11 protein-coding genes and 1 pseudogene are annotated in these 17416 nt (G+C 74.1%); 2 read left to right on the plus strand and 10 right to left on the minus strand.

Annotated features, from left to right (window positions below; all coding sequences use genetic code 11):
• Positions 1-14: 14 nt before the first annotated feature.
• The 7 genes and pseudogenes from ACSHWO_RS09355 to ACSHWO_RS09385 form a co-directional block, all read right to left on the minus strand.
• A pseudogene (locus ACSHWO_RS09355) lies at positions 15-815 on the minus strand (S1 family peptidase); the annotation flags it as partial.
• Between the two features lie 95 nt (positions 816-910).
• A complete protein-coding gene (locus ACSHWO_RS09360) occupies positions 911-2488 on the minus strand; it encodes an RNA polymerase sigma factor (RefSeq protein ID WP_361093883.1) in 1578 nt (525 codons plus the stop codon).
• A gap of 446 nt (positions 2489-2934) precedes the next feature.
• On the minus strand, positions 2935-3876 hold the full coding sequence (locus ACSHWO_RS09365; protein WP_385843978.1) for a FadR/GntR family transcriptional regulator: 942 nt from the start codon (positions 3874-3876) through the stop codon (positions 2935-2937).
• Positions 3877-4013: 137 nt separating this feature from the next.
• Positions 4014-5837, minus strand: a complete 1824-nt coding sequence (locus tag ACSHWO_RS09370; protein ID WP_438311115.1) for an ATP-binding cassette domain-containing protein — start codon at positions 5835-5837, stop codon at positions 4014-4016.
• Between the two features lie 143 nt (positions 5838-5980).
• Entirely contained in the window at positions 5981-6727 is a 747-nt protein-coding gene (locus ACSHWO_RS09375; RefSeq protein WP_361093892.1) for an NUDIX hydrolase, read from the minus strand.
• 69 nt (positions 6728-6796) lie between these two features.
• Positions 6797-8764 carry a glycogen debranching N-terminal domain-containing protein gene (locus tag ACSHWO_RS09380; RefSeq protein ID WP_438311117.1) on the minus strand — a complete coding sequence of 656 codons (1968 nt, stop codon included), beginning with the start codon at positions 8762-8764 and terminating at the stop codon, positions 6797-6799.
• Positions 8765-8895: 131 nt separating this feature from the next.
• Positions 8896-10158 (minus strand): DUF4192 domain-containing protein, encoded by a 1263-nt coding sequence (locus ACSHWO_RS09385; RefSeq protein WP_385843988.1) that lies wholly within the window; start codon positions 10156-10158, stop codon positions 8896-8898.
• Between the two features lie 122 nt (positions 10159-10280).
• Between ACSHWO_RS09385 and ACSHWO_RS09390 the strand changes: the two genes are divergently transcribed.
• Together ACSHWO_RS09390 and ACSHWO_RS09395 are read left to right on the plus strand one after the other, a co-directional pair.
• Entirely contained in the window at positions 10281-12440 is a 2160-nt protein-coding gene (locus ACSHWO_RS09390) for a RecQ family ATP-dependent DNA helicase (protein ID WP_361093901.1), read from the plus strand.
• Positions 12441-12654: 214 nt separating this feature from the next.
• Positions 12655-13284: a hypothetical protein gene (locus tag ACSHWO_RS09395; RefSeq protein ID WP_438311120.1), complete on the plus strand. Its 630-nt coding sequence runs from the start codon at positions 12655-12657 to the stop codon at positions 13282-13284.
• A 209-nt stretch (positions 13285-13493) separates the two neighbouring features.
• On the opposite strand, the gene ACSHWO_RS09400 is transcribed toward ACSHWO_RS09395, so the two are convergent.
• The 3 genes from ACSHWO_RS09400 to ACSHWO_RS09410 all read right to left on the minus strand — a co-directional run bounded on the left by ACSHWO_RS09400 (position 13494) and on the right by ACSHWO_RS09410 (position 17020).
• A complete protein-coding gene (locus tag ACSHWO_RS09400) occupies positions 13494-14150 on the minus strand; it encodes a hypothetical protein (RefSeq protein WP_361093907.1) in 657 nt (218 codons plus the stop codon).
• Between the two features lie 38 nt (positions 14151-14188).
• A complete protein-coding gene (locus tag ACSHWO_RS09405; protein WP_361093910.1) occupies positions 14189-14899 on the minus strand; it encodes a ribonuclease HII in 711 nt (236 codons plus the stop codon).
• Positions 14900-15334: 435 nt separating this feature from the next.
• Entirely contained in the window at positions 15335-17020 is a 1686-nt protein-coding gene (locus tag ACSHWO_RS09410) for a DUF4153 domain-containing protein (protein ID WP_438311122.1), read from the minus strand.
• Positions 17021-17416 lie beyond the last annotated feature (396 nt).

Genomic DNA, 17416 nt, shown 5'->3' on the forward strand with positions numbered 1-17416 from the left:
ACGAAGCCGGCGAAGGCCGCGATACGCGTGTAGACCCCCGGGCTGTCCGCCCGGCCGCAGCCCCGCCCCCACGACACCACGCCGATGAGCCGCCCCTGCGCGACGAGCGGACCGCCGCTGTCGCCCTGACAGGCGTCCCTTCCCCCGCTGCGGTGGCCGGCGCAGACCATGGACTCCGGGCGGTACTGGCCGTCCGCGTCCCCCGGGTAAGCGCGCAGACACACCTCGTCCGCCAGCACCGTCACCCGGGCGGCGCGCAGTGCGTACGCGTAGTCACCGAACCCGCTCGTGTCGCCCCATCCGTAGATGACGGCCTCACTGCCCTCGGCGTAGCCCGGATGCCCCTTCTCGGCCAGCGGCAGCACGGAACCTGCGGGCACGGCTTCGTCGAGGTCCAGCACCGCGACGTCCCCGGTGTTGCTGTGCGGGTCGTAGTCCGGGTTGACCCGGGCCGCGCGCACCGTGATCTCCCTGCCCTCGGCCGCCCGCAACTGCGTGCGGCCGGTGATCACGCGGAGGTCGGGAACGGTGTCGACCGGGCCGCCGAGGACCTCGGGGCTGAGGCAGTGGGCCGCGGTGACCACCCGGGTCGGGCCCACGAGGACGCCGCCGCAGAACTGACCGCCGCGCATACCTCCGAACCGGTCACGGCTGGCCAGGGCCACCACCCAGGGGCTGTCGGCGACCTTCACCGGCCTGCCGCCGATGACCACACTGTCCGCGGCGGCCTGGGGTGCACGGGCCAGCGGCGCCGCCGCAGCCCCCGCCGCCAGGGCCAGCGCACCCGCCAGAGCACGGGCATAGGGTCGACGCATCGGGCCTCCTGACTCTGAGTGTGGATGACTCCACCCAGAGTGGGATGCCCGGTGGCCGGGCGCACCCGCGCGCGGCCACCGCCGGCACGGTCGGGTCAGTCCAGGTAGTCGCGCAGCACCTGGGAGCGCGACGGGTGGCGCAGCTTCGACATCGTCTTCGACTCGATCTGGCGGATGCGCTCACGCGTGACGCCGTAGACCTTGCCGATCTCGTCGAGGGTCTTGGGCTGGCCGTCGGTGAGGCCGAAGCGCATGGAGACGACGCCGGCCTCGCGTTCGCTGAGGGTGTCCAGCACCGAGTGCAGCTGCTCCTGCAGGAGCGTGAAGCTGACCGCGTCGGCCGGGACGACCGCCTCGGAGTCCTCGATGAGGTCGCCGAACTCGCTGTCGCCGTCCTCACCCAGCGGGGTGTGCAGGGAGATCGGCTCGCGGCCGTACTTCTGGACCTCGATGACCTTCTCGGGGGTCATGTCGAGTTCCTTGGCCAGCTCCTCCGGAGTGGGCTCGCGGCCCAGGTCCTGGAGCATCTGCCGCTGCACGCGGGCAAGCTTGTTGATCACCTCGACCATGTGCACGGGGATGCGGATCGTGCGGGCCTGGTCGGCCATGGCGCGCGTGATCGCCTGGCGGATCCACCACGTCGCGTAGGTGGAGAACTTGTAGCCCTTGGTGTAGTCGAACTTCTCGACCGCGCGGATCAGACCCAGGTTGCCCTCCTGGATCAGGTCCAGGAAGAGCATGCCGCGGCCGGTGTAGCGCTTGGCGAGCGAGACCACGAGGCGGAGGTTGGCCTCCAGCAGGTGGTTCTTGGCCCGGCGGCCGTCCTCGGCGATGATCTCCAGTTCGCGCTTGAGCTTGGGCGCCAGCTTGTCCGAGCTGGCGAGCTTGTCCTCGGCGAACAGCCCCGCCTCGATCCGCTTGGCGAGCTCCACCTCCTGCTCGGCGTTGAGCAGCGGGACCTTGCCGATCTGCTTGAGGTAGTCCTTGACGGGGTCGGCGGTGGCGCCGGCCACGGCGACCTGCTGGGCCGGGGCGTCGTCCTCGTCGTCGGAGATGACGAAGCCCTTGGTCTCGCCGCCCTCCTCCTCTTCCTCGACGTCGCCCTTGACCTCGCCGGGCCCCTCCTCGATGAGGTCTTCCTCGGCGATCTCGTCGGTGTCCTTCTTGGCAGCCGTCTTCTTCGCGGCCGTCTTCTTGGCGGCGGGCGCGGCCTTCTTGGCCGCGGTCTTCTTCGCCGCCGTCTTCTTGGCCGCCGTCTTCTTGGCGGCGGGCTCGGCTGCGGGCTCCTGCGCCAACGCGTCCGTGGGCTCCGGGTCCGCCGTTTCGGCCGCCGGCGCCGCGGCGGCGACGGTCCGCGCAGCCGTCGTCTTCGTCGCGGCGGTCTTCGTGGCCGCCCGCTTGGCCGGGGTCTTCGCTGCGACGCTCTTGCGGGTGGTGCGCTTGGGCGACTCCGCGGCACTGACCATCAGCGTCACACCCTCTTCCTCGAGGATCTGGTTGAGGCTGCGCAGAACATTCTTCCACTGGGTCGCAGGAATCTGGTCAGCCTCGAAGGCCCGACGCACGTCATCGCCGGCGATCTGCCCCTCGGCCTTGCCCCGCTCGATGAGCGCCATCACAGACTCGGAATCGGCGATCTCCGGCGGGAGCGTACGGGATGTGCTGGCCGACACGAACAACCTCTCGGAACGATGGGAACGGCTTCCGACCCCGGCCGGATGGTGCTGGACCGGAGCCGACGACCACCGACTGGGGATGGGCCGGGGGCGCGGGCAGGGGCCGGGGAGCTGCACAGCACCCGCAAGGGCTGCTGTCTTCCCTCCGTCGGCCATCACCTCTCTAGGTCATCGCTTGACTTCGCAGAGCGTTACGCCCCAATCTTCGTGGCCCAAGTCACACGCCGGGGCCGAAAGGTGCACCCTGGAGGACGTATACGCAGGTCAGACGGGGTGTGCGGGCATCGGGCACCATCGCAAAACGGCCGGAAAGGGCCCGGTGGGGGCCGGATCCGGGCATCGCGGAAGGACGGCTCCACAAGGCCGCGCACGCTGGTGTCGCCGGACCCGGCCGGGTCCGGCGACCTGTGCGAGTACCTCCGGGCCTCCTGTCCGCGGCTCCGTCAGTGCTCGCGCGGGGCGGGCACCACGCGCTCGACCTCGGGGTGCACCGTCAGCAGCTGGCGCATCGCGCTCTCGGCACCGGCCGCGTCCCCCGAGGCGAGGGCCTCCACGAGTCGCGCGTGGTGCGCGACGCAGGTCTCGCTGGGGCGGTCGCAGGTGGTCGTGGGGCTGCCGGATACCTGGAGCGCGGCGGAGACGATGCCGGAGAGGTGCTCCAGCATGCGGTTGCCCGCGACCTGGATGAGGAGGGCGTGGAACTCGTTGTCGGCGCGCGCGAAGGTGATCGCGTCGCCCTGTCCGAGGGCGTGGCCCATGATCTCGACCATGTCGGCCAGGCGCTGCTGGACGTCCGCACGGCCGTGCCCCGCGGCGAGCCGGGCGGCGAGGGGCTCGATGGTCCAGCGGAGCTCGTTGAGTTCGCGGCGCTGGTCCTCGCGCTGGGGGCCGAAGGCGCGCCACTCGATGATGTCGGGGTCGAGGAGGTTCCAGTCGGCGACGGGGCGGACCCGGGTGCCGACGTTGGGGCGGGCGCTGACGAGGCCCTTGGCCTCCAGCACGCGCAGCGATTCGCGGACGACCGTGCGGGAGACCTCGAAGCGCTGGCCGATCTCCTCGGGAACGAGCGGGCGGTCCGCCCCCAGGTCGCCGGAGACGATCATCTGGCCGAGCTGCTGTACGAGTTGGCCGTGCAGTCCGCGGCCTCGGCTGCCTGCCGCGCGGCGCCCGACCCGGCTCAACTCGACGTCGGCGCCGTCCCAGTGGGGCGTTCCGACGCGGTCGGTCCCGGAGGACTCCGCGTAGGGATAGCGGTCCAGTTCGCCCGGGCCGACGAGGCCGGAGTCGGCATGGCGGGCGGCGGTCATCATGGTGTGCGCAAGGGTACTCACGAATCCTTTGTCGGCCGCACCCTCATGACCCTTGAGGTCTTTGGTGAAAAGCACACGAAAGGGTGATAGGCGTCACCTGCGCAATTGACGACTTATCGTAAAGAACCGGGCTCTTCATGGGGAGTTGCGGTCCCGTTCACCTGATGTGGGCGTCTCCGGTCGTCCGGCGACCGCGAACGGGACCACATCGATCACCAACGCACTCGACCGCGCAGTCCTGTGAACCCATAGGCGCACAACAGGACCATCAACGACAACACCAATGCGGTGCCCACGGGTTGGGCCATCACCCGGAGGGCCCCCAGGACCAGGCGGTCGGCCTCCGGGGGCCACTGCCCCCAGGCCAGCCCGCGCAGCCGGACCGCAGCCCCGGCCACCGAACGGACAGACGGCCCCTCCAGCACCTCGCGCACCAGCGGTACCACCCCCACGGGGACGGCGAGCACTGCGGCCAGGCCGGCGGTCGCCGACCGGAAGACCCCGGAGGCCAGCACCCCCGCCCAGGCGCACCCGACCAGCAGACCGGCCCAGCTCACCGCGGAGACCCACCGGTCGGGGGTGCCCCGCGGTCCGCTGCCGAAGACGAGGTGCAGGGCCGCGGCATCGGCGGCCACGGCGAGCACGCCGAGCAGCAGGGCGAGGGCTGCGCAGACGGCGAGCTTGGCCGCGAGCAGTCCCACCCGGCGCGGCACCGTGCCGCGATGGGCGGCGAGGGCGGGGTAGCGGTACTCCTCCCCGAATGCCAGCGCACCGAGGAGGCCGGCCCCGAGGGCTGCGGGCGGCAGGGGCAGCAGCTCGGGCCAGGCGGCCAGCACGCGGTTCTGCGGGGTGTGGCCGGAGCGCGCCAGCACCAGGGCGATCAGGACGGAGACGGCGACGACGAGGCCGGCGGTGAGGGCGGGCGTGGCGGTTCCGCAGACGCGCAGCAGTTCGTAGCGCAGGGGCCGCAGCGGGCCGCCCACCCTGCGCACCGGCGAGGCCGGCGGCCGGACGGGGGACCGCGGGTGGCGGCTCCCGGCCGGGGACGGGGCCGCCGCTCCGGGGGAGGAGCGGTCAGCGGTTGCGGCCGCTCCGGCGGAGGCCTCGACGTCGGACGCGGTCCGGGCCTGCGGGACCGGCGCCTCCTCCGGCGCGACGAGGGTGCTGGCGTCGCCGGTCTCGTCGGCGAGCCGGTGGACGAGGACGCCGTGGCGGAAGGCCGCCTCACCGACCTCGGCGCAGTTCGTCCCGTACACGGACAGGAGGTTGCCGCTCTCCTCGACGATCTCCACCGCGCGCTGGGCGTCCCGGGCCTCGCGGCCGAGCACGTCGGCCAGGCGGGCGGCGTGCGGGGTGCGCACGGCGACCCGCGGCCGCAGCCGGGTGCGGGCGAACGCGGCGGCGTCCAGGTCGGCGACGAGCCGGCCGGCGGCGATGCTGACGACCCGGTCCGCGCAGCGTGCGGCCTCTTTCGCGTCGTCAGTGGTGAACAGGACCGCCCCGCCGAGGGCGGCGTGGCGGCGCAGCAGGCCGTGGAGCCAGTCGCGGTCGCGGGGCGAGAGTCCCGCGGAGGGCTCGTCGAGGAGCAGGGTGCACGGGTCGGCGAGCAGGGCCGCGGCCAGGGCCACGCGGCGTTCCATTCCGCGCGAGAGGGAGCCGAGCCGCTGGTCGCGCAGGCCGGCGACGCCGACGACCTCGAGGGCGGTATCGGCCCGGGAGGCGGACACTCCGGCGGCCGCGCACAGCATCCGCAGCTGGCCGCGGACCGTCCGCGAGGGGTTGCCGGGCACATCGCCGAGCAGGACGCCGACCTCTCGGCCGGGATGCGGGATCCGGTGCAGCGGGCGCCCGCGGAAGTAGGTGATTCCGCGGCCTGGTTCGAGCTCCAGCATGAGGCGCAGGGCGGTGGTCTTGCCCGAACCCGGTTCGCCGAGAAGGGCCGTGACGGCCCCCGGGGGGGCCTCGAAGGTGAGGTCGTCCACGCGGGGCAGGAGGTCTCGACGGGGAATGCTGGTGAGTCCGATGGCCTGGAGCATCGCTTCTCTCGCGGGGGGTGAGACCGCTCTGCGGCAGGGTCAATACCCCATACAAGATAACGAGATATGTCCGATTTTCGCCGCATCTTGGGCGTGTGCACACCCGTGTCGGCAGCAGAGTTCTCGGTTCCCCGACCGGGAACTCAGGCTTCCGGCCGCAGCATCGGGGGGTTGAGCAGGGTGGCACCGCCGGCCCGGAACAGCTGGGCGGGCCGCCCGCCCTGACGGGTCGTCGTCCCGCCGGCGGGCACGAGGAACCCGGGGGTCCCGGTGACCTTGCGGTGGAAGTTGCGGGGGTCGAGGGCCACGCCCCACACGGCCTCGTAGACCCGGCGCAGCTCACCGACGGTGAACTCGGGCGGGCAGAAGGCGGTGGCCAGGGACGAGTACTCGATCTTCGAGCGGGCCCGCTCGACACCGTCGGCGAGGATCCGGGTGTGGTCGAAGGCGAGTCCGGAGGACGCTTCCTCCTCGGCTGCGAGGAGCTCGTCGACGGGGGCCCAGCGCGCGCTGTTGGCGTCTCCGCCGGCCCGGGGCGCGGGCAGGTCCGGAGCCAGGACGAGGTGCGCGACGCTGACCACGCGCATCCGCGGATCCCGCTTCGGGTCCCCGTACGTCGCGAGCTGCTCCAGGTGGGCGCCGCTGCCCGCGCCCGGCTCGGCGGGGTCGTGCGCGCACAGCCCGGTTTCCTCGGAGAGCTCCCGGGCCGCGGCGGCCGCCAGGTCCTCGTCCCCGCGTACGAAGCCGCCGGGCAGGGCCCAGCGTCCCTGGAACGGCTGCTCGCCGCGCCGGACGACGAGTGCGCAGAGGGCATGGCGCCGTACGGTGAGCACGACCAGGTCGACGGTGACGGCGAACGGCGGATAGGCCGACGGGTCGTAGGGAGACATGCCGCGATCATAGTCGTCTTCCTGACGATAAACAGGGCTTTCGTGATCCTGAAGACGACGACGGGCAGCCTACCCGCCCAGTTGGAGCGCATCGGCCGCCTCCTCGACCATGCCGAGGCCGAGCCTGCTGATCCGCAGGGCGAAGGGCTCGCCCGCCACCCGTAGGCCGGACAGCCGCAGGGCACCGAGCGGGGCGCCGGGCAACGGGACGAGGGCGACCGTGCCGGCCGGGGCATCGGGTCGGATGCCGGCGAGCGCAGCCAGGACGTGGACTCCCGCCGCCGCGGACACCGCCGCGGGACGGCAGGCCGCCGGGTGCGGGAGCGGCGCGCTGCCCGCGGTGCGCTGCTCGGCCGCGTACATCTCCGGCAACCGGAACCCGAAGCTCTCCGCGGCGTCCAGCAGCCCCCGCAGCAGTGCGGCGGCCTCCTCCGCGAAGCCCGCCTGGGCCAGGCCGGCGACCGCCACGGCGCTCTCGTACGCCCGTACCGAGCCCGCGCGGTGGCCGAAGGGGTTGTGTCCGGGCTCCCGCGCGGCCATGCTCCGCAGCCCCCAACCGGAGTCCATGGCGGGTGCCGCGAGGAGCCGGACGAGCTGTTCCGCGCGGACGCGGTCCAGCAGGCCGGGCGCGAACAGCCCGCCTCCGAGCAGGCCGGTGTCGAAGAGGTGCGCGCAGGCTCCCGTGAGCCGGGGCAGCGGCCGCCCGTCGGGGTGCAGGGCGGCTGCCGGCCTGCCGCCGTCGGGCCCGTCGATCCAGAAGCGGTCCCGGAAGCGGCTGCGCAGCGCCTCCGCCCAGTCGCGCCACTCCTGGGCGCCGGCCCGCCCGCACCCGTCCAGCAGGTCGGCGCCGAGGAGGGCGGCGCGGTGGGCGTGCGCCTGGGTCTCGCAGCGGCGCGGCCCCGGATCCGGATCCGCGACGAACCCGTCCTCCCCGAGGGCTCCGCGCAGCCAACCCAGGCACTGCTCGGCGGCCGGGAGCAGCCGGGCCACCTCGCCTTCGGGCATCCCCCACCGCCGCGCCTCGGCCAGCACCGCGGGGAAGGCGAGCGTGGCCTCGGTGCCGGTGCAGCCCGGCGGGAGCTGCGGGCCCGCGCCGCGCAGCGGGCCCGGGATCTTCCCGGCGTCGGGGCCGGGGCCGCCGGTCTGGCTCCGGGCCAAGGTGCGCAGGGTGGCCGCGGCGAGCCCGGTCCCGAGCGGCAGTGCCATCCTGGCGGCCCACAGGGATTCCGCGGGGGCCAGGCCGAGCCGCCACGGCACTCCGGCGGCGGCGAAGGCGTCGGCCGGCTCCTCGTGGTCCCGCAGGAGCAGCGCGCCGAGGTCCTCGACGCTGGTCCGCAACCAGGCCCCGGCCCGCGGGTCGTCGCACTCGGCCCGGGCGTCGGACAGCGGGTTCGCGACCTGTCCGGCCGGTGCCCGGGAGGTGCGGGCGGCCGTGGTCCGCAGTTCGATGGTCCGGGATTCCCCCGGCCCCAGTTCGAGCTGCCACCGCAGCAGCCCCGCGGAGGCGAGCGCGTCGTCGGGGGCCGGTTCGGCAGCGGTGACGGCCTGCGCGTCGCCCGTGCTCCAGCGCAGCCCGGCGGCGTGCACCCCGGCGGGCAGTTCCGGTCCGGCCCGTCCGGCGGCCACCGCGGCGAGTTCGGCGAGGTCCGTGCCGAGGAGGACCTCCACGGGCAGGCGCACCGGGCGGGCGGTGAAGCTGCGCAGGGTGATCCGCTCGGTGCCGTCCGCGTGCCGCACCCGTTCGACGCCGATGTCGGGATCGGGGCCGGCCTCGGTGCCGGTGCGGACGGTGGCGGTGAAGGAGGCCCGGTCGGAGCCGAGGCTGCGCCCCTGGACCGCGACCGGTTCCCGGCCGCCCACCCTGAGCACGCAGCGGGACAGGAGCCGCCGCCCCGACCGGTAGATCCCGTCGATCCCGCGGCCGGTGAGCTGGCCGTGCTCGGGCGAGATGACCAGGCAGGGTGCCGATACGCAGATGACGGCCCCGTGAACGGGCGGCAGTTCGGGTCTGGGGGCTGGGATTGCAGAGGTGGCCATGGTCCGCCTTGTCTGGGCGCGCTGCGCTCCGGTCGGTTCCGCGGGGCGGCGGGACCGGGCCCCCGTCACCCTCCTGGGGAACGCCCCCGCCCCCGCCCGGGTCACGGTGCAGCGCCGGGGCAGGCCCCGGCTCACCGGTCGCTCCCGGTGGTGCGGCGGCCCTCGCGACGGCCTCCCCGGTCCTTGCGGCCCGGCGGGCGGGTGAGGGCCGCGGTGCGCTTGCGGCGGGGTTCCCTGCGCCGCCGTTCGGCCCGCAGGCAGGCCCGCAGCCCCTCCGGGTCGATGCCCTCGTTGCAGGCGTGGTGGAGGAGCTGGGCGAAGCGGTAATCGGCGTCCGCCTGGAGGGCGAGCCCCAGGGCGATGCGGGCGGTCGGCTCGTCCCCCGTGGACCAGGAGACCCAGCCGGCGAGGGTGAGCGGGGCGGCCGCGTGCTCGCCGTAGGCGCCGACGCAGCGCCTGGCCAGGGCCCGCCACAGGCGCAGCGCGGGAGCGGCCTCCTCGTCCTCCATCCATTCGGCGGCGATGTCCCTCGTCTCGCGGTCCTGGAGGCCGAGGATGAGGGTCGCGGCCTCGTCGTGCCCGAGCAGGGCGTCGTCCCAGTCGTCGGCCCCCGGTCCGCCCTCGACGGGTGGGGCGAGGGTGAGGCGCCGCATGAGGGTGCGGGCCAGCGTGATGGTCTCGGTGCCGATGTCCTCGCGGCTCGCCCCGTCGAGGATCTTCGGTACGAGGGTGGCGGCGGCCTGGTCGAGAGCGCGCTCCATCTCCCGTGCGATGGCTCCGCGCAGCGGTGCGAGGCGCGCCTCGATCTCCCGCAGGGAGCCGCGGATCCGCAGGCCCGCGAAGGTGGCGGCGGCCGCTGCCACCGAGGTGCCGGGGGCCGCCAGGACGCTGCCCTCGGCCGGGCAGCAGCGCTCGTCGGGGCAGCAGTAGGACCAGTAGCGGCCGCCGGAGATGCACAGGGCCTCCAGGACGGGTACGTCGAGCGCGCCGCAGGCCAGCCTGATCCGCTGGGCCAGGGGCCGCAGCCGGGTCATCACCCGCTGGCCGCTCTCGCCGACGCGCGGGTCCTGGCACAGGAACAGGATGATGCCGTCGGGCTTGCCGGCGCGCCGTTCGCTGCCCTGGACGAGGCAGTCGGCGACCAGCCGGGCGGTGTCCTCCCATTCGGCGGGCGCGGTGGGGATGCCGAGTCGGAGCCGGCCGCCGAAGCGCCCGCCCTCGCCGTGCACGGCGACCATGACGAGGGAGTCGGTGGGGTGGAACCCGACCAGGTAGGGCAGCGCGTCCGCCAGTTCGGCGGGGCTGCGCAGCGTGATCTGGGGGTCGGTGGGAGCTCCGGACGGGCTGATGGAGGGCCGGCCGGACGGGGTGCGCGAAGCGTGGTCGTTCGTCATGCCCCGACGGTCCCGCGCAGGGTCCGATCCCGAAAGCCCTGTGGATAACGATTGATCGTTCAACATCCACAGGTGCGGGCCGTCGTTGGCGCGATGTCGGAGGCATCGGGTTGCATGGGGGCATGAACGCAGACCTGAGGTCCTCGGCCGACTCCGTACTGGCCCGTCTCGTGGGTGACACCACGGGCACCGCCCGACTGCGCGAGGACCAGTGGCTCGCGATCGAAGCGCTGGTCGCGCACAAGCGGCGCGCCCTGGTGGTGCAGCGCACCGGCTGGGGCAAGTCCGCGGTGTACTTCGTGGCCACCTCGCTGCTGCGGGCCGCCGGCTCCGGGCCCACCGTGATCGTCTCCCCGCTGCTCGCGCTGATGCGCAACCAGGTCGAGGCGGCGGCCCGCGCCGGCATCCGCGCCCGCACCATCAACTCGGCCAACCCGGAGGAGTGGGAGGGGATCCAGGCCGAGGTGGCGGCCGGCGAGGTGGACGTGTTGCTGGTCAGCCCCGAGCGGCTCAACAACCCCGACTTCCGCGACCAGGTCCTGCCCAAGCTGGCCGCCGCGACCGGACTGCTCGTGGTGGACGAGGCCCATTGCATCTCCGACTGGGGGCACGACTTCCGCCCCGACTACCGACGGCTGCGCACGATGTTGGCCGACCTGCCGCCCGGCGTCCCGGTGCTGGCGACGACCGCCACGGCCAACGCCCGGGTGACCGCCGACGTCGCCGAACAGCTGGGCACGGGTGCCGGGAGCGACGCTCTGGTGCTGCGCGGCCCGCTGGACCGGGAGAGCCTGAGCCTGGCCGTGCTGACCCTGCCCGACGCGGCGCACCGACTTGCCTGGCTCGCCGACCACCTGGGCGAGCTGCCCGGTTCCGGGATCATCTACACCCTGACGGTGGCCGCGGCCGAGGAGGTCACCGCGTACCTGCGCCACCGCGGGCACACGGTGGCCTCGTACACCGGCAAGACGGAGAACGCCGACCGACTGCAGGCCGAGGACGACCTGCAGGCCAACCGGGTCAAGGCCCTGGTCGCGACCTCGGCCCTGGGCATGGGCTTCGACAAGCCCGACCTGGGCTTCGTCGTCCATCTGGGCTCTCCGTCCTCGCCCATCGCGTACTACCAGCAGGTCGGCCGTGCCGGCCGCGGCGTGGAGCACGCGGAGGTGCTGCTGCTGCCGGGCCGCGAGGACGAAGCCATCTGGCAGTACTTCGCCTCGGTGGCCTTCCCGCCGGAGGAGCAGGTGCGCCGCACCCTCGACGTGCTGGCCGGGGCGGGCCGGCCGCTGTCGCTGCCCGCCCTGGAGCCGCTGGTGGACCTGCGGCGCACCCGCCTGGAGACGATGCTCAAGGTCCTGGACGTCGACGGTGCGGTGCACCGCGTCAAGGGCGGTTGGACTTCGACGGGCGAGGCGTGGGTATACGACGCCGAGCGCTACGCCTGGGTGGCCCGCCAGCGCGCCGCCGAGCAGCAGGCCATGCGGGACTACGCGGCGACCACGGGGTGCCGCATGGAGTTCCTGCGCCGGCAGTTGGACGACGAGGCGGCGGCGCCGTGCGGCCGCTGCGACAACTGCGCCGGGGCCCGCTTCACGGCGGACGTCTCCGGCGCCGCCCTGGACACCGCCCGGGGCGAGCTCGGCCGTCCCGGGGTGGAGTTGGAGCCGCGCCGGATGTGGCCGACCGGGCTGGCAGCCGTCGGCGTCGACCTCAAGGGCCGCATCCCCGCCGGGGAACAGGCCGCTCCCGGGCGGGCGCTCGGCCGGCTCTCCGACATCGGCTGGGGCAACCGGCTGCGTCCCATGCTCAGCGCGGGGGCCCCGGACCAGCCGATCCCGGACGACGTGGCGCAGGCCGTGGTGGCGGTTCTCGCCGACTGGGCCCGGGGCCCGGGCGGCTGGGCCTCGGGGGCCCCGGACGCGCCCTCCCGGCCGGTGGGAGTGGTGTCCCTCCCTTCGCGCAGCCGCCCGCAGCTGGTCGGCTCGCTGGCCGCGCGCATCGCGGAGGTCGGCCGGCTCCCGCTGCTCGGGGCCCTGTCCTACACCGACCAGGTCCCGGAGTTCGGCCTGCCCTCCTCCAACAGCGCCCAGCGGGTACGCGGCCTCCACAAGGCCCTGGAAGTCCCCGCGGAGTTGGCTGCGGCGTTGGCCGCGGCGGCCGGCCCCGTGCTTCTCGTCGACGACCGGGCGGAGACCGGCTGGACGCTCGCGGTGGCCGCCCGACTGCTCCGCCAGGAAGGCGCGAAGGGGGTGTTTCCGCTGGTACTCGCGGTTCAGCCGTAGCCGGATGGGTCGCCGTCGGCCCGGCGGGGCAAGGATATGAGCGGCATACAGGCTAATTCCGGTCGGCGGCATCAATTGCTCATTGCCGCGCACTCGCGCACCACGCGAGAATTGGGGAGCTCCCGCTCGGCTCGACGGCACTCATTGGGTCGTGCTGCGGCGCGCCCGCACCCCAGCTGTGCCCGTCCGCGGGCGTGTACCCGAAGGGAGGACCGTGACCTTCGGATTCGCCCCGCCCTCCACATCGTCACTGGGACCGGCGGCCCGCGGCGGTAGCCGGCACGGGAGACTGCTGGAACCCGCAGAGTGGACGGCGGCGGGCATCCCCCTGCTGAGCAATCCCCGCGAGGTCGTCAGCGGCCTGCACTCCCGGCACAACCCCAGGCCGTCGACCGCGGTGCTCGCCGTCCTCGGCCCCGAGGAACGGCTCGTCGCGAGCGCGTCGTTCGTCCAGCGGACCGCATCGGCCGACGGCTGGGAGTACCGCAACGCACTGCTGGCCGCCCTGCGCCGCGTCATCCCCCACGACCTGCGGCGCCGCACCCCGGTCCGCACGGCCGTGTTGATGTACTGCCGGGACGGCGACGAGCGGTGGACCGAGGAGGACGGCGCCTGGATGTGGGGCCTGCGGGACGCCTGCACCCTGCACGGCCTGCGCTGTGGCGCGTACATCACGCTGACCCGCAACGGCTGGCAGGTGCTCGGTGAGGGCCGGGGCGGCAGGAGCCCCAGCTCGGAGTCGCGACCGGAGCGGCTCGGCGACACCGTGGGCGAGTTCCCCACGCTGAACCTGAGCACCGGCGGCGGCGCGGCCGAGGCCCTGCGCCGCACTGCCGCACGCTGACCCGTCTCCGCCGGTCCGCGGTCCGACGGCGCCTGCCCGCGGTCCGGCCGACGGCCGATCCCCCGCATCCGCGGTCTCACCTGCGTGGAACCGCGTGCGGGCAACCCTCAAGGCCGGACACCCGGTGGGCGTTCGGCGGTTCGAGGGCTGGCTTCAGCGGGGCCGGCGTCGGCCAGCCCCGCCCCTCGCCCGCACCGGGGTACGGGGCGTCAGACGCCCGCGCCCAGCACCGAGTTGATCCGCTGCGGGTCACCGCAGACGATCAGCAGCGCACCTGCCCGCGCAAGCGCGACCGGCAGGGTGGCAGCGGCAGCCTCCGTGAGTCCGCCGTTGGCCGCGAAGACCACGACGGGACGGGCGGCGGCACGCTTGACCTGCGCCGCGTCCGCGTAGAACACGTCGTCCGCGGCGTCGTGCAGGGCCCAGTAAGCGGCCTCACCGAAGGACAGTTCGTGCGCGGCCCACGGGTGCAGCTCGCCCGTGGTGAGCACCAGGATGTCACCGGGGGCGCGCCCGGTGTCGAGCAGCAGGTCGACGGCCTCTTCGGCCGCGTCCAACGCGCCCTCGGCGGAGGCCGGGATCAGCTGGATCTGCGGCACCGCCGTGGAGACGGACGGTGCGGTGGGGGTGGGAGAAACGGGCCCGGCTGCGGGAGCGGCCTGCGGTGCACGCTGGGCGGGCGGCGCGGGCCGGGCGGCGGGACCGGGGCGTCCGGGCCGCGGGACGGCGGCGGGACGCGGACCAGGTACGGGGCGGGGGGTCTGCGCGGCGCGGCTCGCGGCCGGCGTTACGCGGGGACCCTGGGCACTCTCGTGAATCTGAGGCTCCTCGGGGATGAGAGGCGTGAGTTGACATCTATCAAACACCGGTACGAAACGTATCGGTGGGGGGCACTTGGGTGCGATCAGAAATCGAAGCCGAGTTGGCCTCCGTTTTCCAGCTCCATCGCTTCCTCGCTGCGGCGCACCTTCTTCAGGTGGCGCCACCGGGGCAGTGCGTCGAGGTACGACCACGAGAGCCGGTGGTGCGGGGTGGGTCCCAGTTCCGCGAGCGCGGCCCGGTGTACGGGCGAGGGGTACCCGGCGTTGTCTCCGAAGGCGTAGGCCTCGAAGCCGCCGCCCTGCACCGCGAGTTCGGCCATCATCCGGTCGCGCCTGACCTTGGCGATGACAGATGCCGCGGCGACGGCGACGCAGGACTGGTCGCCCTTGATCACCGTACGGACCTGCCAGGGGGTGCCGAGGTAGTCGTGCTTGCCGTCGAGGATCACCGCATCCGGCCGCACGGGCAGCGCCTCCAGGGCGCGTTCCGCGGCGAGCCGCAGCGCGGCCGTCATCCCGAGTTCGTCAATCTCCTCCGGGGAGGCGTGCCCCAGGGCATACGAGGTGACCCACGCCTCCAGGACGTCGAGGAGGGCGTCGCGCCGCTTGTGCGTGAGGAGCTTGGAATCAGTGAGCCCTTCGGGCGGTCGGCGCAGTCCGGTGATCGCCGCGCACACGGTCACCGGACCGGCCCAGGCCCCTCGTCCGACTTCGTCGACCCCGGCGATGACCTTGGCGCCGGTGGTTGCGCGGAGGGAGCGTTCGACGGTGTGGGTGGGTGCTTCGTAGGCCATGGCGCCAGCAAGATTACGCCGCCCCGGGCCGCCTGCACACCCCGGCCCGGGTGGAGTCGGCACGACGGCTCGCCCGAAGGCCCGCATCGCGCCCCCCACGTGACCGACCGAACGGTCGGTTCTGCGATGTCACACCCTCTCACGTTCGCTCCCGCACACCGCTTCGTCCGGTACATCGGTTTCGCCGCAGCATCCCCGCCAGCGAAACGGAGCTCGAACGTCCGCACCCCCTGCCATCCCGTTTCACACCTCCGGTGCACGTTTCCTGACCGGCAGTGATCCGACGTACGCCCGCCCCGCCCGGACCGGGCCACGGAGCAGGCGCCCGGACGGGACATCGCATTCGTGAAGCACCGCTCACGGCCGCCGACCGCACGGAGCCCGGGTACGGGATGCCGTCCCGGGCCCGGGCTCTCGTAGCGTGTGGTGCGTCTCCTACTCGGAACGGCTCGCGAACGCGCCGAGGCGGTGGCACACCTCGTACGGAGCGGTCACCGGACGGTCGTCGAGGATCTTCCGGGCCCGGTACCCGTCGAGGCTCATCGCGTACCACGGCACCTGGCCGGCGCGCGCCAGCTCGTCGTTGATCTCGCGCAGGGCGCAGGAGCGGTGGGGTTCGGGCAGCCGGTCCAGGGCGGGCACCGCATCCGCCGACAGGAAGCGGAAATAGGCCAGATCGATCTTGCCGGTCTGCTGGAAGCGGTTCGTGTTCTTCTCGGCCACCAGGGCGTCCGGGGAGGCCAGTCCGAACGCGAGGGCGGCGGCCGCGGCGCTGCCGACGACCGCCCTCGGCAGCCAGCGTGCACCGAACGCCCCGGCGGCCATGATCAGCACGATGACCACGCCGAGCCAGAGCTCCATCGCGGCCACCGACACCCGCAGCCGCGTCAGGCCGTACGCGTCCACGTACAGGTCCATGCGGCGCAGCGCGGAGGCGACCACCACCAGGGTCAGCGCACACAGCGTGCCGAGGACGGCGCGGACGAGGCGCCGGTCCGCGGGGCCGGAGCGCGGGGCCCAGCGCAGTGCGAGCGCGATCACGGCGAGGGTGAGGAGGGTCGCCCAGAGCAGCTGCCAGAAGCCCTGGCGGGCGTACTCGGAGTAGGTGAGCCCGGTGCTGCGCAGCACCTCGTCGTAGCCGCCGAAGAGCACGGCGAGTTGGACGGCGTTGAAGCCTGCGAAGAGCAGGTTCAGCACGATGAGCGGGAGCGCCCACTCGACGCGGGAGCGGGGCTTGCCGGCGGATATCTCGATCCGGTCCCAGCGTGACGGCGCCGCAGCAGTGCGGGCGAGGCCGAGCGCGACGACGGCCGCCAGCAGGAAGAGCAGCAGCCGCACCGGGCCGTCGCCGATCGAGACGTCGGGAACGAGCCCGCCGAGCAGATCCGCGAAGGCCGCGTCCGCGGACGCGAAAAGGGCTCCGAACAGCACCAGCAGGACCGCGGCCACACCGGCCGCCTTGATCACGGGCAGCCAGCGGCCCCGGTCGACCCCGCTGGTCCGCGAACGCAGCCCGGCCCAGGTCCAGCGGATCCCGGTCACGGTCCCGTCGAGGAGGCCGAGCGGGCTGAGGAGGGTGCCGTGCCAGGTGCGGCTGCCGTGCAGGGCGAGCGCACCCGCGAGGAGGGCGCCGAGCAGCGCGAGGGTGGTGGGCCACCCGGAGTCGCGCAGTGCGGGGACGGCGAGGAGGGCCACACAGCCGAGCGCCCAGGCCACGGTCCACGGGCGGGCGGTACGGCCGGCCGTGCGAGCGGCGGCGTACGCGGCCACCGTCGCCGGCAGGGCGACGAGCAGAAGGCCCGGGCCGAGGCCGTCGCCGAGGAACAGGGCGGCGGCGATGCCGGCGGCGAGGGCGGAGGCCAGTACGGCGGTGGAGACGGGCGCCGCCGCCGCTGGCTGGGCGGCCACGGCCCAGGGGAGCGGGGCGATGGACCAGGCGCCGCTGCGTCTGCGGTCCTGCCGGGTCCGGTACTTCTGCCAGGCGGTGGGGTCCCACCCCGGGGGCGGGCCGGCGGAGCCCTGCGAGGGTGCGCCCGCGGCTGCGACTCCGGGCCCGCCCGTCGCCGGATTCTGCTTCTGTGATTGCGGGTTGGCACCCCCGGGCGCCGCCTGCGCGCTCACGCTTCCCGCGGGCGCGTTCGCGGCCCCGGAGGCTGCTTCCGCGTGGGTGTCTCCGGACGCTGCCCCCGCGTGGGTGTCTCCGGACGCTGCCCCCGCGTGGGTGTCTGCGGACTCTGCTCCTGCCGCTCCCGCTGCGGCCGCGTCGGCGTTCTCTGCCATCGGGCTCCCCTCCCTGTCGACCGCCCCCGCTGTGCTGCGGAGACGGCGAAGCGCACAGGGTAGGCCTGCGACGTGCGGCTTTACCGGGTTCGACGGACGCCTGTCGCAGGACCGTGACAATCCCGGAGCGGGCGCGGGCCAGGGCGGCGGACGCTCCGGCCTGCTGCTCCGGCACGTAGTCTCCCCCGTCCTCGGAGGAAACCGCCCCGCCCCCTGCCCGGCTGTCGCACGGGAAGC

It is taken from the genome of Streptomyces pallidus (ex Mingjun et al. 2026) (assembly GCF_051550185.1).
Lineage (GTDB): Bacteria > Actinomycetota > Actinomycetes > Streptomycetales > Streptomycetaceae > Streptomyces.